This window comes from Mycolicibacterium celeriflavum (genome assembly GCF_010731795.1).
In the GTDB taxonomy this organism is placed as follows: domain Bacteria; phylum Actinomycetota; class Actinomycetes; order Mycobacteriales; family Mycobacteriaceae; genus Mycobacterium; species Mycobacterium celeriflavum.
The window spans coordinates 3777236-3799023 of record NZ_AP022591.1 but is presented as its reverse complement, the minus strand read 5'-3'; the positions used below and the strand labels follow the sequence as shown (position 1 = coordinate 3799023).

Sequence of the window (21788 nt, the reverse complement as noted above, 5' to 3'; positions counted from 1 at the left end):
CGTCAGCTCTTCTTGGCCGCTTTCTTCGCGGGTGCCTTCTTCTTCGCCGGCGACTTCTTGGCTCCGGCCTTCTTGGTCCGCTTCACCGGTCCCCGCGCCCGCCGGTCTGCCAGCAGTTCCGCGGCGCGTTCGTCGGTGATCGACAGCACGTCGTCGCCCTTGCGCAGGCTGGCGTTGGTCTCGCCGTCGGTGACATACGGGCCGAACCGGCCGTCCTTGATGACCATCGGCTGGCCGGTCGCCGGGTCGTTACCCAGCTCACGCAGCGGCGGAGCCGACGCGCGTTGCCCGCCACGGCGTTTCGGCTCCGAGTAGATCTTCAGCGCTTCCTCGAGCGTGATGTCGAACATCTGCTCTTCGGTGGCCAGTGACCGAGAGTCGGTGCCGCGCTTGAGGTAAGGACCGTAGCGCCCGTTCTGCGCGGTGATCTCCTCACCGGTGTTCGGGTCGACGCCCACGACGCGCGGTAACGACAACAGCCGAAGCGCATCCTCGAGCGTGACCGTCTCCAAGTCCATCGAACGCAGCAGCGACCCGGTGCGCGGTTTGGGGCCCGTCGGCTTCTTGCTCTTCTTCGCCGGAGCGCCGTCCTCGCCGTCATCCGGCGGTTCGGGCAGCACCTCGGTGACATACGGACCGTAACGACCGTCCTTGGCGACGATCTCGTGGCCGGTTTGCGGGTCGACGCCCAACGACCGCCCCTCTTGCGGTGTGGCGAAGAGCTTTTCGGCCAGCTCCAACGTGAGCTCGTCCGGGGTGAGCGCGTCCTTGAGGTTGGCGCGCTGCGGCGTCAGCTCACCGTCGTCGCCGGTGACCATCCGCTCCAGGTATGCGCCGTTCTTGCCGACCCGCACATAGATCGGACGGCCCTGCTCGTCGTCGAAGAGCCTGATGGAGTTGACTTCTCGAGCGTCGATCTCCTCGAGGTTCACCCCGACGAGCTTCTTGAGCCCGCCCGACCGGGCGATCGAGTCCTCGACCCCGTGATCACCGCCGAAATAGAAGTTGGACAGCCAGTTGGTCCGTCGTTCGTGACCGGCGGCGATCTCGTCGAGCTCGTCTTCCATCGCCGCGGTGAACCCGTAGTCCACGAGACGGCTGAAGTGCTGCTCGAGCAGTCCGATGACGGCGAACGCGACCCACGACGGCACCAGGGCGCTGCCCCGCTTCACCACGTAACCGCGGTCCTGGATCGTCTTGATGATCGACGAGTACGTTGACGGCCGGCCGATGCCGAGGTCCTCGAGCGCCTTGATCAGCGAGGCCTCGGTGTAGCGGGCAGGCGGCGTCGTGTTGTGCCCGTCGGCCGTGAGGTCCTTGGCGTCGACGCGCTGGCCCTGCTGCAACGAAGGCAGCCGGCTCTCGGCGTCGTCGGCCTCGCCGCCAGCCTGCTCGTCGATGCTCTCGACGTAGGCCTTCAGGAACCCGGGGAACGTGATCGTGCGGCCGCTGGCGTTGAACACGACCTGTTGACCGTCGCGGGCGGCTCCGGAAATCCGCAGGGAGAGCGTGGTGCCGCGCGCATCGGCCATCTGCGAGGCCACCGTGCGCTGCCAGATCAGCTCGTAGAGCCGGAACTCGTCGGTGTCGAGCTGGCCGTGCAGCTGGCCGGGGGTGGAGAACACGTCGCCGGCGGGCCGGATGGCCTCGTGCGCCTCCTGCGCGTTCTTCACCTTGCGGGTGTACTGCCGCGGGGTCGGGTGCAGGTATTCCTCGCCGTAGAGCTGCCGGGCCTGGTTGCGCGCCGCTTCCACCGCGCTGCCCGACAGCGTGGTCGAGTCGGTGCGCATATAAGTGATGTAACCGTTCTCGTAGAGCCGCTGCGCGATGCTCATCGTGCGCTCCGAGGAAAACCGCAGCTTGCGGCCCGCCTCCTGCTGCAGGGTCGACGTCATGAACGGGGCGTACGGCCTGCGCGTGTAGGGCTTCTGCTCGACCGAGCTCACTGTGAGCTGGGCGCCGCGCAGGCCGGTGGCCAGCCCACTCGCGGCGGCCTCGTCGAGCACCAGCACCTCGTCGGGCTTGCGGAGCTGGCCCAGCGAGTCGAAGTCCCGGCCGGTGGCCACTCGCCGGCCGTCGACGGAGTTCAGTTTCGCGGTGAAGGTGGGCGGGGACGCCTGCGGGTCGGACACGCTGGCGTCGAGTTCGGCGGTGACGTCCCAGTAGCCGGCGCTGCGGAACGCCATCCGTTCGCGTTCACGCTGGACGATGATCCGCGTCGCCACCGACTGCACCCGGCCGGCGGACAACTTCGGCGCGACCTTCTTCCACAGCACCGGGCTGACCTCGTAGCCGTACAGCCGGTCCAGGATGCGGCGGGTCTCCTGCGCGTCGACCAGGTCGTTGTCCAGGTCGCGGGGGTCTTCGGCGGCGGCCCGGATGGCCGGCTCGGTGATCTCGTGGAACACCATCCGCTTGACCGGGATGCGTGGCTTGAGCGTCTCGAGCAGATGCCAGGCGATCGCCTCGCCCTCGCGGTCGCCGTCCGTCGCCAGATAGAGCTCGTCGACGTTCTTGAGCAGGTCTTTGAGCTCCGCGACCGTGCTCTTCTTTTCGGGGCTGATGATGTAGAGCGGCTCGAAGTTGTGGTCGACGTCCACCCCGAGCCGGGCCCACGGCTCCGATTTGTACTTCGCGGGCACGTCGGCGGCGTTGCGCGGCAGGTCGCGGATGTGCCCGCGGGAGGACTCGACGATGTAGTTGGAGCCCAGGTAACCAGCTATTTTGCGCGCCTTGGTAGGCGACTCAACAATGACGAGCCGCCGGACGCCACCGTTGCGACTGCCGCCGCGGTCACCGTCTGCCACCTTTACTTACGCTCCACTTCTTCAGTCGCCCACGGCGCCGGGTTCCGCACTCGGCGGCTCGTCGACCCCGTCGGCAACTGACAATTTCGCACCCCGCGCGAGCCGACGCAAACTGGCCCCCCTCTGTACGGCCGTCAAATACGCGGCCATTGGTGGAACGCCTCCACGTTGCCCGGCGGTTCCCCCACGTTCTCTACCAGGCGCGACAGCCGTCGGCGACCGCTGATCCGCAGCGCCGGACGCGAGCCTCGAGTGCCGATCAACGTCGGTGCGATCCCCACCCGCATCATCGCCGACGCGAGCGGCGCATGCGTGTCCGGCGCATGCGGGTCCAGTCCGAGCAGATACCGGTCCGCCTCCGGCGTTCCCGCCGCCAACGTCCAGGCCCGAAGTTCCCGCGGTCCGGGCAGCCACTGCGGCGGCACCGTCTTGACGGCTCCACGGGTCCAATCAGCGGCGATGGCGACCAGCCGCGAGTCGACCGTGGTGCGCACCAGTGGATTGTTCTCGTCGGTGCGCGCGACCTCCGGCTGCAGGCCCGCCTCGACGATCATCTCTGCGATGGCCTCGGCGCGCCACATCTGATCGACGACGACCGACAGGCGCGCAGCCTGCTGTGCGCCCGAACCGACCAGCACCACCTGGCCGGGCGCGGCGAGCAGCCCGGTGAGGTCGGTGACCGCGGGGGGCACCGACTCCGCCGAGAAGAACGACAGCTGGCTCACGAATCGACAGTAAGGCAGCCGCCGACATCTACCGTGTCGGCCGGGCCGTAGCGCGCCGGAATGGCGAACACCCCGCGGCAACCGGTCTCGGATGCTCGCGGGGTGTTGCCCTCAGATCGTGTTGGTCGCGCTAGACGGCCCGAACACCCGTGGCCTGCGGCCCCTTGGGGCTCTGGCCAACCTCGAACTCAACCTTCTGGTTCTCTTCCAGGGTGCGGAAGCCGCTGCCCTGAATTTCCGTGTAGTGGACAAAAACGTCGGCGGAGCCGTCCTCCGGGGCGATGAAGCCGAAGCCCTTCTCCGCGTTGAACCACTTCACAGTTCCCTGTGGCATTTCCTGTTGTTTCCTTCTCTTATTCACCGGGTGCGGTCCACCGTGTTTCGGTACACCGGGCCCGTTCCGACCGCTCTCCTTCGTGGAAGCTCGGAACTCGACCCGACCTACAACCCTCGCAGGAACCGCGATCGCAACGTCGATCCTGCGAGTGCTGATACACGAACACAGAAGCTGCGACCGCGCTAAGTCAATCACGTTCGTTGCTGCTGCGTACAGTCTCGGCGCTGGCAAGTGGGGAACAATTCATCAAATAGCGGTTCTCAGGAGGGCGATCGATGGTTGATTTCGGCCGCGAGCTGCTTGCTTGCGCGGTCGAAGGCACCGGGCGGGGCGGGCAGAATCCGCTGCGTCACGTGGCGGATCTTCCGCCGCGCCAGGGCCGTCCGCAGGGGTGGCCGCGGTGGGCCGACTCAGATGTGGTGCGGGCGTTCGTTGATCGGGGCATCGAGTCCCCGTGGTCACATCAGCTCGCCGCGGCGGAGCTCGCCCACGCCGGCCGCCACGTGGTGCTGTGCACCGGCACGGCATCGGGTAAGTCGCTGGCCTACCAACTCCCCATATTGACGGACTTGAAAGCAGATCCGCGGGCCCGGGTGCTGTACCTGTCGCCGACGAAGGCGCTCGGCCACGACCAACTCCGAACCGCGGTGGCGCTCACCGAGGCTGTGCCGCTGCCCGACGTCGCCCCGTGCGCCTACGACGGCGACAGCCCTGGTGACGTGCGGCGCTTCGCGCGCGAACGGTCGCGCTGGCTGTTCTCCAACCCCGACATGATTCACCTGTCGCTGCTGCGCAACCATGCCCGCTGGGCGGTGTTCCTACGTCACCTGCGCTACCTCGTCGTCGACGAATGCCATTACTACCGAGGTATTTTCGGCTCGAACGTGGCGATGGTGCTGCGACGCCTGCTGCGGTTGTGCGCGAGATACTCGGCCACCGGCAGTATGCCGACGGTGATTTTCGCCAGCGCGACGACCGCCGCGCCTGCGCAAACGGCCTCCGAACTGATCGGCCAGACTGTCGTCGAAGTGACCGAGGACGGGTCGCCGCAGGGTGCGCGCACCGTTGCACTGTGGGAGCCGCCGCTGCTCGAGGATGCGGTGGGTGAAAACGGGGCTCCGGTAAGGCGTTCGGCCGGCGCTGAGGCCGCCGGCGTGATGGCCGACCTGATCGCCGAAGGCGCCCGGATGCTCACGTTCGTGCGGTCGCGCCGCGGCGCCGAACTGACGGCACTCGGCGCGAGAGCCCGGCTGCAGGAGCGCGCGCCGGATCTCGCCGACCGGGTGGCGTCCTATCGCGCCGGTTATCTCGCCGAAGACCGTCGCGCGCTCGAACGCGCTCTGGCCGATGGGGAACTGCGGGGATTGGCGACGACGAACGCCCTGGAGTTGGGTGTGGACATCGCGGGTCTGGACGCCGTGGTACTCGCCGGGTTCCCGGGCACTGTGACGTCGTTCTGGCAGCAGGCCGGCCGGTCGGGCCGCCGCGGGCAGGGCGCGCTGATCGTGTTGATCGCCCGCGACGACCCGCTGGACACCTACCTGGTGCACCACCCGGCCGCCCTGCTGGACAAGCCGATCGAACGCGTCGTCATCGATCCGACGAACCCCTACGTGCTTGGGCCGCAACTGCTGTGCGCGGCCACCGAACTTGCGCTGACGGATGCCGAGGTGCGGATGTGGAATGCCGAGGCGGTCGCCGGAGCACTCGTCGACGACGGACTCCTGCGCCGCCGGGCGAACGGCTACTTCCCCACCCCCGGCATGGATCCGCATCCGGCCGTGGACATCCGCGGCGGATCGGGCGGACAGATCGCGATCCTGGAGGCCGGTACCGGCCGCATGCTGGGCAGCACGGGTGCGGGGCAGGCGCCCGCCTCGGTGCACCCGGGCGCCGTGTATCTGCACCAGGGCGAGAGCTACGTCGTCGACTCCCTCGACTTCGAAGACGGCGTGGCGTTCGTGCACGCGGACGACCCGGGCTACACCACGTCCGCCCGAGAAGTGGCCGACATCTCGGTCACCGGCGAGGGAGAGCGAAAGACGTTCGGTCCGGTGACTGTTGGGCTCGTGCCGGTCTCGGTGACCAATACGGTGATCGGCTATCTGCGCCGTCGATTGACGGGCGAGGTGATCGACTTCGTCGAACTCGAGATGCCCACCCGCACGCTGGACACCATCGCGGTGATGTGCACGATCACTCCAGAGGTGTTGCAGCACAACGGCCTCGATCTACTTCGAGTGCCCGGCGCGCTTCACGCCGCAGAACACGCGGCTATCGGGCTTCTGCCGCTGGTCGCCAGTTGCGACCGTGGCGACATCGGCGGAGTGTCGACGGCGATCGGGCCGGTGGGAGGATTGCCGACGATCTTCGTTTACGACGGCTACCCCGGCGGCGCGGGCTTCGCCGACCGCGGATTCCGCAGGCTTGCCACCTGGTGGGCGGCGACGGCCGATGCGATCGAGGCGTGCGAATGTCCTGCGGGATGCCCGTCCTGCGTGCAGTCGCCCAAGTGCGGCAACGGAAACGACCCGCTGGACAAGGATGGTGCGGTGCGGGTGCTGCGCCTCGTACTCCGTGAGATTTCCGGCGGCTCGCCGTGACGGACCGTGCGAAGGGCGATCGACCCCTCGACGATCGCCCCCCACGGTGTCCGCGGTCTGGGGCCGGGAAATGGCCACCGAGCGCGAACCTTGCGGGGAACGGCCGAACGACGCGATCCGTTCCCAATCCCGGAACCCGGGCGCAGACGAAAACTACCTCGTTGATGAGGCGGTTGCAACTCCCGACGGGGGCAACGAGACGCCCCGGAAGTCGCGACGCCGCCGAATCGCAACGAATTCCGCATCCTTCCAAGCCGGGAGGGCCCCACACGCCCGCCGGTAAAGTGTCACCATGACCCACGACTGGCTGCTCGTGGAGACGCTGGGCAGCGAGCCCGTCGTGGTCGCGCAGGGCCGTCGAACCCAGAATTTAATTCCGGTGGGTGCGTTCCTGCGGCGTAATCCCCACCTGATGGCCGTGCAGACCGCTATCGGGGAAACGGTGCGGGCGCGACAGGGCCTGAGCAGCATCACGCCCAAGAACGACCGCGTCATCCGCACGGAGGTGGTGCAGATGACCGACGGCCGCATCCACGGCGTGCACATCTGGATCGGGCCGCCGGACATGGAACCGCCGCAGCGGCCCGTGCCTGGACCGCTGTTGTGGGATCTCGATACCGGGACCGCCACCACCACCGAGGAATCGCTGTTCAACAGCGGCTGGGATACACGGAAGGAGCCAACGCAGAACCGCACCTTCGCCGACGATCTGCCGATGCGTGAGCTCAACCCGAGCGAGGCCAAGGTGCTCACGATGGCGATCCAACGCGAGCCGGGCACGACGTTCTGCAGCGCGTGGGACGTCACCGACTACCGCGGTGAGCCGATCACGGTCGGCTTCGTCATCCGCACGGTCTCCGAACCCCGCGACGACGGCCCGGATCGGCTGCTGTGCCGGGCGATGAACTGGCGTAGCGAGCACGAAGAATCGGCGCCGCAGCAGGACCATCTGGCGCAGCGAATCCTCAACGGGCTGGCCCAACCCGGGGTGCACCGCGCGTTGGTGGACCCGACGAACTGGACCCTGCTGAAGTGGCTCGACGAGCCCGCACCGTTTTTCGACTGGCGGATCAGCCTGGCGGGCGAGCACGCGGTGCACCCTGCCGATCGCGCCGAGATGGAGCGGATGGCAACCGAATTCACCGCCGGCGTCGCCACCGGTGTGCTGCGGATGACCGGGGTCGGCGGCAGTGAATGGACGCCGGTGCATGTGACCGTGAATCGGGTCGAACTCGACGACGACGTGTATGCGGCGCTGGCGACGCTGCGTCAACCCGACGCCACGGAAGTCGCGCAGACGGGTCGGCACGCAGGCGAGCCCTAGCCCGCCGGATCCCCTGGTCCTGCCCGGGCGACCGCCCGCGCAGGAACCAGTCCGAATCGGCCCAGTCTGACCGAAACATCGACGGCGACAACCACATCCAGATCGACGACCTCACATTGGGTCATGTCGGCTCGCATTGCGGTGGCGACCGCGACGGCCCACGTACACGCCGCATCGGCACCCGCGGCGACCCGATGGGCGGCAGCCAACGCGCCCAGATCGGCGGCGGCCTGAGCGCGGTGCCGCGCTGTCACCGCCACGCCGAGGTATGCCGCGCCGACGGTGATCATCAGCAGCACGGCGATCATCGCCACCGCGACCAGGGTGGCCGAACCATCGTCAGCGTAAAGCCGGTTCCACGGCCGCCACTGCTTTCGCTTCGACGGTGAGCCCCGGCAGCATCGCGGACCGCGCGGTGACGGTGGCGACGACGAAGTCGCCGTCGCGGCGGATGAGCACGGCGGCGCCTTCGGGCGCGAGATTGCGTGCCACATCACCACCGTCATCACCCCGGGCCGTGAGCCGTGCCGCCTCGCGGGCGGCGTCCACACAGCGGATGTGCGTTGACACCGCCGCGAGTCCAGCCGTACACAGGATGAGCACCGCAACCAGTGCGGCCACCGCGAATGCCGCCTCGACCGTGGCGGCGCCACGCTCACCGGCTAGACGTTGGTGTTGAGCGCGCGGCTGATGATGTTGGTCAAGGCGCTGACGATCGAGTCGCCGGTGACCACCGTGTACAGGATCGCGCCGAACGCGGCGGCGGCGATCGTCCCGATCGCGTACTCGACGGTCGACATGCCGTCGTCCTCCACCATCAGCAATGCCAGTCTTGCGTGCAATGCACGTAGTCGGTTGCGCACCTTCATTTTCCCTCCCCATTCGATGCCGTTCACCAGATTCCTGACTGCAGCACGTCGCCGGCCAGGCCGGCGACCACGGGCACGATGCCCAGGCACAGGAACGCGGGCAGGTAACACACGCCCAGCGGGCCGGCGATCAAGACCGACGCCCGCTCGGCAGCGGCGCGGGCCGCGTCCGCCGCGTCGTCACGGGATCGGCTCGCCAACTCGGTGACGCCCTGCGCCAGCGCCGTACCCGAGGACGCCGACCGCCGCGCCAGCCGCAACAGCGCGTCGGCGTGGCGGTCTGCGTCCGCCGGGGTCGCCCACGCTGTCGACGGGTCGGCGCCCAGGGCAAGCAGGTCTGCTGCGCGGAGCAACAACCGCGCCAAATGCGGTGGTGCCGACGGTGCCGTAGCGGCCGCGGCGCTCGACACGGCCATTCCCGAATGCAGGCACGCGCCCAGCACGTCGAGCGCCGAAGCGAACGCCAGCGGATCGCCCGACCGGCCCGCGTCGGGCATCGCCGGCGACGCGATCGCAGTGCCCCGCAACCGCACCCGGCCGTCAACACCGCCGACAAGCAGCGCACCTGCGAGAAGCAGTGCCGCAAGCATCATTTGACCACCCCACCGGTGATCCGGTCCGACCAGGCGAGGCCCAGGCAGGTCAGCGTCACACCCACGACCAGCAGCCACTGGCCACCCGCGAACAGAAAGCGCAGCGGTTGGGCACCGATCAGCTCGCCCAGCCCCACCCCGAGCAGTGGCAGCGCGGCGAGCACCGTGGCGGTGGTGCGAGCCCCGGCCATTCCAGCGTTCACTTGAGCCGAGAACCGTTCCCTTGCAACGATGTCACGGTGAGCGGTGTGCATCAGTGCCGCGATCGCGAGGCCGTGCGACTGAGCCAGCTGCCGACAGACCGCGAGCCGCTGCCAGTGTGCGCCCAGCGCTGATAGCCCCGCGACGCTTCGTAGGCCGGCTGCGACGTCGGCGCCCATCCGCGCCCTCGCCGCCACTGTCCGCAGCGACAGCGCGACGACGCCGTCGACTTCCGCTGCGGCCGCGTCGAATGCGGCTACCGGATGCGCACCGATTCTCAACTCGCCGACCAGGACGTCCAGCGCACCCTCCAGTGCAGCCGCTTCCGCCGTGCGTTGTCGCTGCCTGCGCCGGCGCCGCCTGCGGGCCTCACCGGTCAGGGCGGCGATCGCTGCCGCGACGACAACCCCGAACGGGGCAACGACAATCAAAGCGAGCAGGCCGATCACCAACCATGGTGCGACCGGGATCCGCTTCGGCCGACGGTTGCCTCCGCCACGCACACGGATCGAGCGTCGCCGGGGGTCGGGTGCGACCAGAAGCGCCAGTGCCAGGGCCACCGCTGCGCCGCTCACAGCGCACCACGCTGCCGAAGAAGGTCACGCAAAGGTCCAGCGCCGCAACCGAAGCCGCGCTCGAAATGCCACGCCGTCGACACCCGGACCTGGCCGTCTGTCCCAGCCGTCAAGAGCGCGACCTCACTGAGCCTGCGCTTGCCCGCTCGGTCACGGTCGACGTGGATCACCACCTGCACCGCGGCTGCAAGCTGGCTGTGCAGCGCGGCCCGGTCGAGACCGCCGAGCGCGGCCAGCGCCTCGAGACGAGCGGGCACCTCGCCCGGACTGTTCGCGTGGACGGTACCGGCACCGCCGTCGTGACCGGTGTTGAGCGCGGCGAGCAGATCGACCACCTCGGCGCCGCGTACCTCGCCGACGATGATGCGGTCGGGCCGCATCCGCAGCGCCTGCCTGACCAGATCCCGCACGGTCACCTCGCCTGCGCCCTCGACGTTGGCACAGCGCGCGACGAGCTTCACCAGATGCGGATGTGCCGGCGCGAGTTCCGGTGCGTCCTCGACACAGACGATGCGTTCGGTCCTGGCAACCGCGCCCAGGACAGCGGCCAGCAAGGTCGTTTTGCCCGCGCCTGTGCCGCCGGAGATCAGGAACGCCAACCGCGCTCGGACGATGTCGTCGAGCAGGGAGGCGGCGGCCGGCTCGATGGCGCCGGCGGCGGTCAGCGATGCCAGATCCTGGGTGGCGGGCCGCAACACCCGCAGGGACAGGCACGTTCCTGCGGGCGCTATCGGTGGCAGGATCGCGTGCAGACGGACCGTGAACTGGCCGGTCCCCAGGCCGGTCAACTGGCCGTCGACCCATGGCTGGGCCTCGTCGAGGCGCCGTCCGGCGGTCAGCGCGAGCCGCTGCGCAAGCCTGCGCACGGAGTCCTCATCGGGAAAGCGGATCGGGCTGCGGCGCAACCCGTTACCGTCGTCGACCCACACCGCGTCCGGTGCGGTGACGAGCACGTCCGTGGTGTCCTCGGCGCACAGCAGCGGGTCGAGCACACCTGCGCCGGTCAACTCGGTCTCCAGCAGGCGCAACCCGCTGAGTACCTCACTGTCGCCGAGCAACCCGCCGGACTCCGCGCGGATCGCCGCGGCCACCACCGTCGGCCGCAACGGTGCCGACTCGGCGGCGAGCCGCTCGCGTACCCGGTCGATCAACGAGTCACTCATGCGGCATTGACCGCCGGATGCTGCTGGAGTACTGCGAGGACCTTCCGGGCTGCGCAGGCCAGCGGTGACCGTCGCTGAATCGTCAGCCCGCCGCGCTCGAGGGTGGCGGCCAAACCGGGTTGGGGACGCATCGACGCCAGTAGTGGAAGCCCGATGATTCCGGCGACCTCTCCCGACCGCAATCCCCCCGGCGACGGACCGCGCACCACCACGCCCGCGTTCGGGTTGACCGTCGACACCCACCGTCCCACCACGCCTGCGGCCGCACACGACCGCACGTCGGCCGACGTCACCACGACGACGAGATCCGCTGCCGCCAGAGCGGTTTCGGCCGCCGCGGTCGATCGCCTCGGCACATCACACACCACGGTGGCGCCGCCGCGGCTGCCCGCGTCGATCACCGCTCCCAGCGGTACGGCGTCGACGTCGCCACCATCTCGGCTGCCCGACAACACGCTCACGCCCTGCACGCGGGGCAGCGCGTCGCGCAATGCCGCGTAGCTGAGCCGACCGCCCCGCAGCTCCAGATCGGGCCAGCGCAGTCCGGTCTCGGCTTCGCCGCCGACCACGAGATCGATGCCGCCGCTCCACGGATCGGCGTCGAGCAGGAGCGCATCTTGGGCGACACGCGCCAACGCGGTCGCGAAGACCGATGCACCGGCGCCGCCCCGGCCGGCGATGACCGCCGCTACCGCGCCGCGGCCGCCGACGTCCTGCACGCGTTCGGCGGCCTCGGCCAACTCGGCCATCAACTCGCCGTCCTGGGCGGGCAGGGTCAGCACCCGTTGGGCGCCGACGGCGATCGCGGCCTGCCAGTCGGCGGCGCGGGGTTCGGCGCGGCCCACCAGGACGACGCGGGCGCGGCGCGGCAGCGCGCGTGCCGCACATCGCTGGGCGCCCGTCGCATCGAGCACGACTGCGGCCGCTTCGGTCCAGACCTTGCGGCTGGACGGCTCCGGGGCGTGGACCACGCGCACGCCCGCCGCCGCGCACACCCGGTCGACGTCGTCGCGCAGCGCGGGATCGGCGACCAACGCGAGATATCCACTCAACGAAGCCATGGGTCGAGCGTGCGCCCGATGGTCGGGGTGGAGCTACCGTCGCTGCGCGATCTGTGGATGAACTCGATCATGGGGATAACGCCGGTACCGGCCGGCCGAAAACAGCGTTCCGCAACTCTTTGGAATGGCAACACGTATCCGGAATACGAATAGGTGCCGAAAAAGGGACGACCCCCGCCAGGGGGGGAGGAGGCGGAGGTCGTCGTGTATCAGCCCCGGGGGGTCGGGCTGATCCACACCCGACAAAGCCGGGTAACGCTCACTATACACACGCCAGTCGTCGGCGACGCAAGTGCTGGTTGCGTCGGGAAACACCCCGATTCACGGAACTGTCCGGTCACCGACAGGTGTCATAACCTGCCACTTTGTACACTCTCCCCCTGATTGTCACGCGGCGGCCCCTATGCTGGCGCTGTGACCGCATCCGAGCCGGCGACCGGGGGTTCGAACACTCGGCAAACGAGCGTCCCGACGGACAGTCCAGTCCGCACCGCCGCCTTCTTCGATCTCGACAAAACGGTGATCGCGAAATCCAGCACACTGGCTTTCAGCAAACCCTTCTTCGAGCAAGGGCTAATGAATCGGCGGGCCGTTTTGAAGTCGACCTACGCCCAATTCCTCTTCCTCATGTCCGGCGCCGACCATGACCAGATGGATCGCATGCGCGCGTATGTCACCAACATGTGCGCGGGCTGGGACGTCGAGCAGGTGAAGGCGATCGTCGGCGAGACACTGCACGACATCGTCAACCCGTTGGTGTTCGCCGAAGCGGCCGAGTTGATCGCCGACCACAAACTGTGTGGCCGCGATGTAGTGATGGTTTCGGCTTCCGGCGAAGAGATTGTCGCGCCGATCGCCAGGGCGTTGGGCGCCACCCACGCGATGGCCACCCGGATGGTCGTCGAGGACGGCAAGTACACCGGGGAGATCGCCTTCTACTGCTATGGCGAGGGCAAGGTGGCGGCGATCCGGGAGCTGGCGGCGCGTGAGGGATACGCGCTCGAGCACTGCTACGCCTATTCCGACTCGACCACCGATCTGCCGATGCTCGAGGTCGTCGGCCACCCGAGCGTGGTTAACCCAGACCGCGCGTTGCGCAAAGAGGCAGCCGCGCGGGGTTGGCCCGTGCTGAACTTCTCCAACCCGGTGTCGCTGCGGGACCGGATCCCGGCACCATCCGGCGCTGCCATGGCAACCACTGCCGCGGTCGGCGTGAGCGCGTTGGCGGCCGGCGCGCTGACCTATTCACTGTTGCGGCGCTTCGCTTTCTAGCTGAGGTTTCGCGAATTAGCCAACGCGCGCGTAACGATCCGGACTACCGCCGATTTTGACCCTTGATGTGACCGCCGTCACGGGGTACAAAGGAATCACGGAAGCTTGGAGAGGCCAAGACCGAGCCAGAAGAGAAGGCTCGGATCTCCCACTTCAGGCTCCCCAGCACGGATCCCGGCACCCACGCGGAGCACATGCCGCGGAATAGGCAAAAGTGTTGCGGGCCTGCGTATTTGCGAAGAGCGGACGACCAGAGTGACCCTTTGGGTGGGGTCGAAGTCGAAGCGCATCGACAAGACGCCGAGGCCACCCACGCAACCCATGAGAGCACGCTTGGTAACCGGTGTCCGTGCTAGCGGGCGACGCGCCGAACCGACGTTCGGAACGTCGCCCGCTTCGCGTTGCTGACCCGCGGAATGGTCGGTGTTGCAGCGACGGCTCAGGACGACGCCGCTTGCGCGATCGACAGCGCCTCACGGGCGCCGGCGTGCAGGGCTCGGCAGCTCAGCAGGATCCACGCGGTGAGGCCGTCGGGTGTTCCCGACGAAAAGCCCCGCGCCGCAGCGGCGTAATCGCCCGACTGGCGCATCCAATACACCTCCGGGACGCCGAGGCCGTGCGGATCGAGTCCGGTGGTGATCGTCACCAACCGCGACGCCGCGCGGGCCACCACACCGTCAGCGACACCGAACGGTGCGAGCGTCAGAAGTTCGCCGTGCACTACGGCGGCCAACACGGGTGCCGACACCCAAGTACCTCCGGTGACGATGTCGGCCAACAGGGTCAGCCGGGTGCCGATGTCGGCGTCCGTGCGCGGTCGGCCCAGCCGGTCGTCGTCGGCGATGTCCGCGGCCGCCAACGCATGCAATCTGGCGATCGCCTGCAGGGGGGCCCGCTGCCACACACCGACCAACGCCGTTGCCCCGCCTTCCACGGCCTCCGACACTCGCAGCGCGCCGGCCAACACCGGATCCGCCATGCCGTCATCGGACAGTTGCAGCGCGCCGCCGTCCAGCACCGAGGACGCTCGGGCCGCGCGCAGAGCGGCCTCGGCGGCGCTCTTCGCCCAGCCGCGCAGATTGGTCCGGTGCCGATGCGCTCGGCCCAGCGCTTCGCGCGCCTCGTCGGCCGCCTCCGCCACACCGGGAAGGTCGGCGAGCGGCGCCAAGGGGTCTTTCGCGAAGCCACCGGTCACGGCAGCACACGCTAGCCGACCGCGCGCCTCGGTACCTCCGGCGAAGCGGTCTGTGACATGCCCATGTGCGCCGCCGACCCGGTGACTACCCTCACAGATATGACCGACACAACCGCACAGCATGCCCACGGTCCGTCCGTCTATCCCCCGCCTCCTGAGTTCGCCGAGCAGGCCAACGCCACCGAGGAGATGTACCGGCAGGCCGAGAAGGATCGGTTGGCATTCTGGGCCGAACAAGCGAATCGGCTCACCTGGGAAACACCTTTCACCGAGGTACTGGACTGGTCGGATGCTCCGGTCGCCAAGTGGTTCGTCGGGGGCAAGCTCAACGTCGCGTACAACTGCGTGGACCGGCACGTCGAGGCGGGCAACGGGGACCGGGTCGCGATCCGCTGGGAGGGGGAGCCCGGCGACAGCCTCGAGATCACCTATTCCGAACTGCTGGCGGCGGTCTCGAAAGCCGCCAATGCGCTGACCGACCTCGGCCTGGTGGCCGGCGACCGCGCCGCCATCTACATGCCGATGGTGCCCGAGGCGATCGTGGCGATGCTGGCTTGCGCTCGGTTGGGCGTGCTCCATTCGGTGGTGTTCGCCGGCTTCTCGGCGTCTGCGCTGAAGGCCCGCATCGAGGACGCCGCGGCGAAGCTGGTGATCACCACCGACGGGCAGTACCGGCGCGGGCAGGCGGTGCCGCTCAAGGACTCGGCCGACGAGGCCTGTGAAGGACAGAAGTCGGTGGAGCACGTACTGGTGGTGCGGCGCACGGGAATTGACATTCCGTGGACGGACGGTCGCGACCTGTGGTGGCACGAGATCGTCGACAAGGCGTCAGCCGAGCACACGCCGGAGGCGTTCGACTCCGAGCATCCGTTGTTCCTGCTGTACACCTCGGGCACCACCGGCAAGCCGAAGGGCATCGTGCACACCTCTGGTGGCTTCCTGACCCAGGCGTCGTACACCCATTACAACGTTTTCGACATCAAGCCGGAGACCGATGTCTACTGGTGCACCGCGGATATCGGCTGGGTCACCGGACACACATACATCGTCTACGGCCCGCTGTCGAACGGGTGCACCCAGGTGGTCTACGAGGGCACGCCGAACTCACCGAATGAGCACCGGCATTTCGAGATCATCGAAAAGTACGGCGTCACCATCTATTACACCGCGCCCACGCTGATCAGGATGTTCATGAAGTGGGGCCGCGAGATCCCCGACGCTCATGACCTGTCCAGCCTGCGACTGCTCGGCTCGGTCGGCGAACCGATCAACCCGGAGGCGTGGCGCTGGTATCGGGATACATTCGGCGGCAACAAAACTCCGGTTGTCGATACGTGGTGGCAGACCGAGACGGGCGCCATCATGATCTCTCCGCTGCCCGGTGTCACCGCAGCCAAGCCCGGGTCGGCGATGCAGCCGCTGCCGGGCATCTCGGCGATGATCGTCGACGAGGAGGGCAACGAACTGGTTCCCGGCGCGGACGAGGCCGAGCACGTCACCGGCTACCTGGTGCTCGACCAGCCGTGGCCGGCGATGCTGCGCGGCATCTGGGGCGACCCGGAACGCTACAAGGAGACCTACTGGTCCCGGTACGCCGAGAAGGGCTGGTACTTCGCCGGAGACGGCGCGCGTGTCGACTCGGACGGGTCCATCTGGCTGCTCGGCCGCATCGACGACGTGATGAACGTGTCCGGTCACCGCATCTCGACCACAGAGGTGGAATCGGCGTTGGTGGGTCACTCCGGTGTGGCCGAAGCCGCGGTCGTCGGCGCCAGCGACGAGACCACCGGACAAGGCATCTGCGCGTTCGTCATCCTCGAGTCACACGCCCAACACCGCGACGACGACGAGATGACCGCCGAACTACGCGAGCAGGTGGCCAAGGAGATCGGAAAGATCGCCCGGCCCAGGGAGATTCACGTCGTGCCGGAACTGCCGAAGACCCGCAGCGGCAAGATCATGCGGCGGTTGCTGCGCGACGTCGCCGAGGGCCGCGAACTCGGTGATACGTCAACGCTGGTGGATCCCAGCGTGTTCGAGGCGATCCGCGCCAGCAAGTAGGCGTGCCGAACGCCGGATGACTCATTAACGGGTTGATTACCGGTACGTGCTGCGGGCGATCAACCCGTTAGCGCCGCGCCGCACCACCGTCAACCGGCGGCGCCGACCGGGACGAATCCCGTTCCGGGCCGGTTCTTGGCCGTGATGTCGGCCAGTTGGGTGTTGAACGACATGTTCACCGCGGGAGTGTGCAGCGGGATGTACTTGATGATGCACGTCGGCAGTCCCTCGGAGAAGGCGCCGTGGATCATGCCGACCAGCCGGTTGTTGACCGTGACCGGCGCACCCGAGTCGCCCGGCTGACCGCACACCTGGTTGATGAACGTGCCGGGCTCATCGCCGGGGCCCCATGTGACACCGCACGAGTAACCGGTCGTGCGGCCGAGCTTGCAGGCGACGTCGCCGACGGCCGGGTCCGGGCCCAGCCCGTCGATCTGGAACCCGTTGACGTTGTTGACCGGGTGCACCTTCTGCGGGTCGAACTCGATCACCGCGTAGTCGAGCGCGTCATTGCCCGCCACCATCGTGCCCAGTACCCCGGCCGCCTGGGCGTTCTCGGCGGCGACCTGGGCTCCCGGGCCTCCGCAGTGCGCCGAGGTGAAGCCGATGAGTTTGCCGCGGCTGTCGGTGCCGATCGTGGTGAGTGTGCACAGCGTCTCGCCGTTGACCACCAGCCCTGAGCCACCGCCGAGCGGAACCCGCTCCTGGGCCCGTGCGACTGCGGGCGTCGAGAGCAGGGCTGCGGCGAAGGCGACAGCGACGGCGACGGTCGCCGCGAGACGGCTCAGGCGGAGGCCGCTGGTCTTCACGTGAACATTTCCCCTATCGACGTGCCCCGACCTGCCCTGCCTTGGATCCAGCCAGTCTATCGCCGACCGGCATCGTTTCAGCGCACGCCACATGGCAACATGAGTCGCGACCGAGACCTGATTGCGGGAGGAACTGTCGTGAGCGATCGCAGGAACGGCGCGCCGACCACCGTCACGTCGATACCGCTGGTCGACCCGCACGCCCCGAAGGCGGACCCATCCATCGGTGACCTCGTCAAGGATGCGACCGCGCAGGTTTCCACGCTGGTGCGAGCCGAGGTGGAGTTGGCGAAGGCCGAGATCACCCGCGACGTCAAGAAGGGTCTCACCGGCAGCGTCTTCTTCGTCCTCGCGCTGGTCGTGCTGTTCTACTCGACGTTCTTTTTCTTCTTTTTCCTCGGCGAGTTGCTCGACCTGTGGCTGGTGAAGTGGGCGGCGTATCTGATCGTGTTCGGGCTGATGGTGGTGGTCACCGCCGTGTTCGCGTTGCTGGGCTATCTCAAGGTGCGACGCATCCGCGGCCCGCAGAAGACCATCGAATCGGTCAAGGAGATTCCCGAGGCGCTGACGCCGGGCCACGACAAGGCCAAGGCGATCGCGGCGGGTGACGGGAAACCGGCGTCGACGGCCGATCCGTCGGGCTGGTAAGTGCCCCCACCCGCTCCGTCGGTCGTCCGCATCGACGGGCCGTGGCGTCATCTCGAGGTGCACGCCAACGGAATTCGCTTCCATGTGGTCGAAGCGGAGTCCGACGCCCCTCCGGCTACCGAGCGGCCGCTGGTGATTCTGCTGCACGGATTCGGCTCGTTCTGGTGGTCCTGGCGGCACCAACTCCGGGGGCTGACCGGCGCGCGCGTGGTCGCCGTCGACCTGCGCGGCTACGGTGCCAGCGACAAACCACCGCGGGGCTATGACGGCTGGACGCTGGCCGGCGACACCGCCGGGTTGGTGCGCGCGCTGGGCCACAGCACCGCGACGCTGGTCGGGCACGCCGACGGCGGCTTGGTGTGCTGGGCCACCGCGGTGCTGCATCCCCGCGCGGTCCGCGCCATCGCGGTGGTCAGCTCACCGCATCCGGTGGCGCTGCGCGCCTCCGCCCTGCGGCGCCGCGACCAGGGCCGGGCGCTGCTGCCGTCGATGCTTCGCTACCAGGTGCCGATGTGGCCCGAGCGCGCGCTCACCCGGCACAACGCCGAGGAGCTGGAACGCCTCATCCGTAGCCGGGCGGGTAGCAAATGGGTTGCCTCCGAGGACTTCTCGCAGACCATCGCGCACATGCGCCGAGCGATCCAGATTCCGGGCGCCGCACACTCTGCGCTGGAATATCAGCGCTGGGCGGTACGCAGCCAGTTGCGTGGCGAAGGCCGCCGATTCATGCGATCGATGAAGCGCCCGATCAACGTGCCAGTGCTGCACCTGCGCGGAGACGCCGACCCGTACGTGCTGGCCGATCCCGTGTACCGCACACAGCGCTACGCGCCGCACGGCCGGTACGTATCCGTCGCCGGCGCAGGGCATTTCGGTCACGAGGAGGCGCCGGGACCGGTCACCGAGCAGCTGTCACGCTTCCTGAGACACGTCTACGGCTAGGTGATGCACTCGCCGGTCGGCACGCGTTCGCTGTTGTTCAGCTTGGCGAGCTGGTGGGACACCTCGTTGGTAGTCAGCACGAAACCGGTGTCGGCGTCGTCGACCGCCGCGCCGAACACCACACCCAGTACGCGGCCCTCCCGGTCGATCATCGGCCCACCTGAATTACCCTGCCGCACAGTGCCCCTGATCGTGTAGACCTCGCGCTCGACCGTGGTGGTGCGGTAGATGTCGGGACCGCTGAGCTCGATGATCTCGCGGACGCGCGCCGGCGTGGCGACGAAGTTGCCGCCGCCGGGATAGCCCATCACCACTGCGTCGGTGCCCGTGGTGGCCGGGGTGTCGGCGAACGGCAGCGGGGCCGCCGGGAGGTCCGGCACGTCGAGGATCGAGATGTCTGCCTGCGGGTCGTACGACACGACGTACGCGTCGTAGGTCTGCCCGTCGGCCTCGACGGTGACGCTTTCCGAACCGGCGACCACGTGCGCGTTCGAGATCACGCGATTGGTCGCGGCGACGAACCCGGTGCCTTCCAGCACCTTCTGGCAACCGGGCGCCACCCCGCGGATCTTCACCACGCTGGGCCGCGTCGCGGCCACCACCGGGTCCGCGGCGAGCGCGGCGTCGGGCGCGTCGACGGCGACGATCGGGGTGCGGCCGAACGGTTGCAACACGTCGGGCAGACCCGACGTGTCCAACAGCGCAGACAGGCGCGTCGGCACCGAGCGCAGCCAGTCCGGCGCGGCGTCGTTGACCTCTTTGAGCACCTTCGAGCCACGCACCGCCGCGGCGAGGTTGGGCTGGTCGGACGTCTGCAGCGGGTACGTCAGCATCCACGCGGCCACCAGCACGGCGACAATCTGTATCGCCACACCGACCAGCGAGTCGACCGCCCGCAACGTGCGGTTGCGGATAGCGCTTCGCACCGCGCGGCCCAGCACGACACCAGCGATCTCCCCGACGACCACCAGCGCGAGGATCAGGAACAGCGTCACGAACAGCTTGGTGCGCGGGCCGTCGATGTGCTCGACCAGGTGAGGGGCCAGCAGGACGCCAGCGACGGCGCCGAGCACCACACCGAGGAACGACAGCATCGACCCGAGGGCACCCGAGCGCCAGCCCGAGATGCCCGCGACGAAAGCGATAGCGAGGACCGCGAGGTCCACCCACTGTGACGATGTCATGGTTGTGCATCACCGTAACCGGCGTCGCCGCCGACGAGCGCCATTGCGTCCTCGAGTTCGCGCACGTCGTCGGTGTTCCACGGCCGGGCCCAACCCGCGACATCGAGCATCGCCGAGATCACCTGACCGGTGAAACCCCACACCAGCATCTCGTTGAGCAGGAACGCCGGACCCGCATACCGGCGGGTGTTGGCGCTGCGATACACCATGATCCGGTTCTCCGGGTTGACGAACGCCCGCACCGGCACGCGGGCGACGTGCGCGGTCTCGGCCTGGTCGACGACGGCCACCGGTCCCGGATCCGGCGAGTACGCCAGCACGGGCACGACGTGAAAGCCCGACGGCGGGATGAACAGCCGCTCCATGGTGGCCAGCGGGTGCAACCGCCCGACGTCGATGCCGGTCTCCTCGTTGGCTTCCCGCAGTGCGGTCTGCACCGGGCTGTGGTCGCCGGCCTCGAACGCACCGCCCGGGAAGGCGGCCTGGCCGGCGTGGTGGCGCAGGGTCGCGGCGCGCACGGTGACCAGCAGGTCGGCGTCGTCGGGCAGGCCGCCGGTCGGCGTGTCGGCCGGGCCGGAGAACAGCACCAGCACCGCCGCTTCGCGCGCGTCGGCCTGCGCGGGCTTTCCTTCGCTGGTGACCATGGCGAGCAGTTCGGGCGGCACCCGACGGCGGAAGACCTGCTTGACGTCGGCGGCGTTGTCCAACAGCGGTTTGAGCCACGGTGGGGCGGCGTCGGGGGTCAGCCCGCTGCCCTCGTTGACCCAACTCACCGCGCTGCTCCAATCTGTGAGTTCACCGCTGCGGCGATCTCGTCGGCACTGGTGAACGAGCGCGGCAGGACGTCGGCAACGCTACCGTCCGCGCGCAGCACCACGGTTGCGGGCATGACGTTGGGCACCTGCAACGCGGCGGCGATCAGCCGCCTGCCGTCCTGCAGCGTGGGCAACCGGACGCCGAGGTCGGCCAGTCGCAGCAGCGCCGCGGTTTCGTTCTCGTCCTGGTGCACCGTCAGTACGGTCACCGCCGAACCCATCCGGCGTTGATATTCGGCCATCGCCGGCAGTTCCTCAGTACAGGGCGCGCACCAGTACGCCCAGAGGTTGAGCACGACGACGCGGCCGGCGACCGCCTTGGCGACGTCGACCGGCGTCCCGTTGCCGGCGCACTCCAGCGTGATGCCGCGCAGGGCTGCGGGCCCCGGGCCCGCGCCCGACGCAGGACACGGTGCAAGGTCGGCTCGTGCCCGCGGTCCGGCCAGCGCCTCGGCCGTGTCGGCGTCGCGGCGGTCCCGCGCGTCGGTCTGCGACGGCAACTCGGGCGACGGGGCGTCGTCATCCATCTGCGCCCACAGGGCCCACCCGAGCGCCACCATGACCACAAGGACCACGACGGTCCAACGAGTCGAGGTACGCACGG

20 protein-coding genes and 1 pseudogene are annotated in these 21788 nt (G+C 68.6%); 6 read left to right on the top strand and 15 right to left on the bottom strand.

Annotated features, from left to right (window positions below):
- Positions 1 to 2: 2 nt before the first annotated feature.
- The 3 genes from topA to G6N18_RS18395 form a co-directional block, all read right to left on the bottom strand.
- Positions 3 to 2807 carry a type I DNA topoisomerase gene (gene topA / locus G6N18_RS18405; protein WP_083000270.1) on the bottom strand — a complete coding sequence of 935 codons (2805 nt, stop codon included), beginning with the start codon at positions 2805 to 2807 and terminating at the stop codon, positions 3 to 5.
- Positions 2808 to 2941: 134 nt separating this feature from the next.
- On the bottom strand, positions 2942 to 3532 hold the full coding sequence (locus tag G6N18_RS18400) for a hypothetical protein (protein WP_083000272.1): 591 nt from the start codon (positions 3530 to 3532) through the stop codon (positions 2942 to 2944).
- Between the two features lie 130 nt (positions 3533 to 3662).
- Positions 3663 to 3866 carry a cold-shock protein gene (locus G6N18_RS18395; protein ID WP_006243848.1) on the bottom strand — a complete coding sequence of 68 codons (204 nt, stop codon included), beginning with the start codon at positions 3864 to 3866 and terminating at the stop codon, positions 3663 to 3665.
- A gap of 278 nt (positions 3867 to 4144) precedes the next feature.
- Here G6N18_RS18395 and G6N18_RS18390 point away from each other — a divergent pair, with 278 nt between their 5' ends.
- Positions 4145 to 6472 (top strand): DNA 3'-5' helicase SftH, encoded by a 2328-nt coding sequence (locus G6N18_RS18390; protein ID WP_083000273.1) that lies wholly within the window; start codon positions 4145 to 4147, stop codon positions 6470 to 6472.
- Between the two features lie 292 nt (positions 6473 to 6764).
- A complete protein-coding gene (locus G6N18_RS18385) occupies positions 6765 to 7796 on the top strand; it encodes a PAS domain-containing protein (protein ID WP_083000275.1) in 1032 nt (343 codons plus the stop codon).
- Here G6N18_RS18385 and G6N18_RS18380 read toward each other — a convergent pair.
- From G6N18_RS18380 to ssd, 7 genes and pseudogenes are all read right to left on the bottom strand, one after another.
- Positions 7793 to 8125: pseudogene (locus G6N18_RS18380) on the bottom strand (Rv3654c family TadE-like protein); the annotation flags it as partial. The gene G6N18_RS18385 and the pseudogene G6N18_RS18380 sit on opposite strands and share 4 nt — an antisense overlap.
- Before the next feature lie 10 nt (positions 8126 to 8135).
- Positions 8136 to 8417 carry a TadE family type IV pilus minor pilin gene (locus G6N18_RS24625; protein ID WP_234783674.1) on the bottom strand — a complete coding sequence of 94 codons (282 nt, stop codon included), beginning with the start codon at positions 8415 to 8417 and terminating at the stop codon, positions 8136 to 8138.
- 41 nt (positions 8418 to 8458) lie between these two features.
- Complete coding sequence (locus G6N18_RS18375; RefSeq protein ID WP_067222135.1) at positions 8459 to 8665, bottom strand: DUF4244 domain-containing protein; 207 nt, start codon at positions 8663 to 8665, stop codon at positions 8459 to 8461.
- Positions 8666 to 8688: 23 nt separating this feature from the next.
- On the bottom strand, positions 8689 to 9258 hold the full coding sequence (locus tag G6N18_RS18370; protein WP_083000276.1) for a type II secretion system F family protein: 570 nt from the start codon (positions 9256 to 9258) through the stop codon (positions 8689 to 8691).
- A complete protein-coding gene (locus tag G6N18_RS18365; protein ID WP_083000278.1) occupies positions 9255 to 10034 on the bottom strand; it encodes a type II secretion system F family protein in 780 nt (259 codons plus the stop codon). Before G6N18_RS18365 ends, G6N18_RS18370 begins: the two co-directional genes overlap by 4 nt.
- Positions 10031 to 11197 (bottom strand): TadA family conjugal transfer-associated ATPase, encoded by a 1167-nt coding sequence (locus G6N18_RS18360; protein ID WP_083000279.1) that lies wholly within the window; start codon positions 11195 to 11197, stop codon positions 10031 to 10033. Before G6N18_RS18360 ends, G6N18_RS18365 begins: the two co-directional genes overlap by 4 nt.
- Entirely contained in the window at positions 11194 to 12258 is a 1065-nt protein-coding gene (gene ssd, locus G6N18_RS18355) for a septum site-determining protein Ssd (protein ID WP_083000281.1), read from the bottom strand. The genes G6N18_RS18360 and ssd overlap by 4 nt, the downstream gene beginning before the upstream one ends.
- A gap of 414 nt (positions 12259 to 12672) precedes the next feature.
- Between ssd and G6N18_RS18350 the strand changes: the two genes are divergently transcribed.
- Positions 12673 to 13530 carry an HAD-IB family hydrolase gene (locus tag G6N18_RS18350; RefSeq protein WP_083000282.1) on the top strand — a complete coding sequence of 286 codons (858 nt, stop codon included), beginning with the start codon at positions 12673 to 12675 and terminating at the stop codon, positions 13528 to 13530.
- A 439-nt stretch (positions 13531 to 13969) separates the two neighbouring features.
- Here the strand turns inward: G6N18_RS18350 and G6N18_RS18345 are convergent, their stop codons facing one another.
- A complete protein-coding gene (locus G6N18_RS18345) occupies positions 13970 to 14725 on the bottom strand; it encodes a Fic family protein (RefSeq protein ID WP_067222119.1) in 756 nt (251 codons plus the stop codon).
- Positions 14726 to 14824: 99 nt separating this feature from the next.
- Between G6N18_RS18345 and acs the strand changes: the two genes are divergently transcribed.
- Complete coding sequence (gene acs, locus G6N18_RS18340) at positions 14825 to 16786, top strand: acetate--CoA ligase (RefSeq protein ID WP_083000284.1); 1962 nt, start codon at positions 14825 to 14827, stop codon at positions 16784 to 16786.
- Positions 16787 to 16875: 89 nt separating this feature from the next.
- Here the strand turns inward: acs and G6N18_RS18335 are convergent, their stop codons facing one another.
- The gene (locus G6N18_RS18335; protein ID WP_083000286.1) at positions 16876 to 17595 is read right to left on the bottom strand and encodes a S1 family peptidase; all 720 of its coding nucleotides are present in this window, start codon (positions 17593 to 17595) and stop codon (positions 16876 to 16878) included.
- 138 nt (positions 17596 to 17733) lie between these two features.
- Here G6N18_RS18335 and G6N18_RS18330 point away from each other — a divergent pair, with 138 nt between their 5' ends.
- The gene (locus tag G6N18_RS18330; protein WP_067222585.1) at positions 17734 to 18243 is read left to right on the top strand and encodes a phage holin family protein; all 510 of its coding nucleotides are present in this window, start codon (positions 17734 to 17736) and stop codon (positions 18241 to 18243) included.
- Complete coding sequence (locus G6N18_RS18325; RefSeq protein ID WP_083000287.1) at positions 18244 to 19185, top strand: alpha/beta fold hydrolase; 942 nt, start codon at positions 18244 to 18246, stop codon at positions 19183 to 19185.
- On the opposite strand, the gene marP is transcribed toward G6N18_RS18325, so the two are convergent.
- From marP to G6N18_RS18310, 3 genes are read right to left on the bottom strand one after another with little or no spacing between them, the layout of a single operon-like run.
- Positions 19182 to 20369, bottom strand: a complete 1188-nt coding sequence (gene marP / locus G6N18_RS18320; protein WP_067222109.1) for an acid resistance serine protease MarP — start codon at positions 20367 to 20369, stop codon at positions 19182 to 19184. The genes G6N18_RS18325 and marP overlap by 4 nt on opposite strands.
- Positions 20366 to 21142, bottom strand: a complete 777-nt coding sequence (locus G6N18_RS18315) for an NUDIX hydrolase (RefSeq protein ID WP_083000289.1) — start codon at positions 21140 to 21142, stop codon at positions 20366 to 20368. The genes marP and G6N18_RS18315 overlap by 4 nt, the downstream gene beginning before the upstream one ends.
- Positions 21139 to 21786, bottom strand: a complete 648-nt coding sequence (locus G6N18_RS18310) for a TlpA family protein disulfide reductase (RefSeq protein WP_083000290.1) — start codon at positions 21784 to 21786, stop codon at positions 21139 to 21141. Before G6N18_RS18310 ends, G6N18_RS18315 begins: the two co-directional genes overlap by 4 nt.
- Positions 21787 to 21788: the final 2 nt, after the last annotated feature.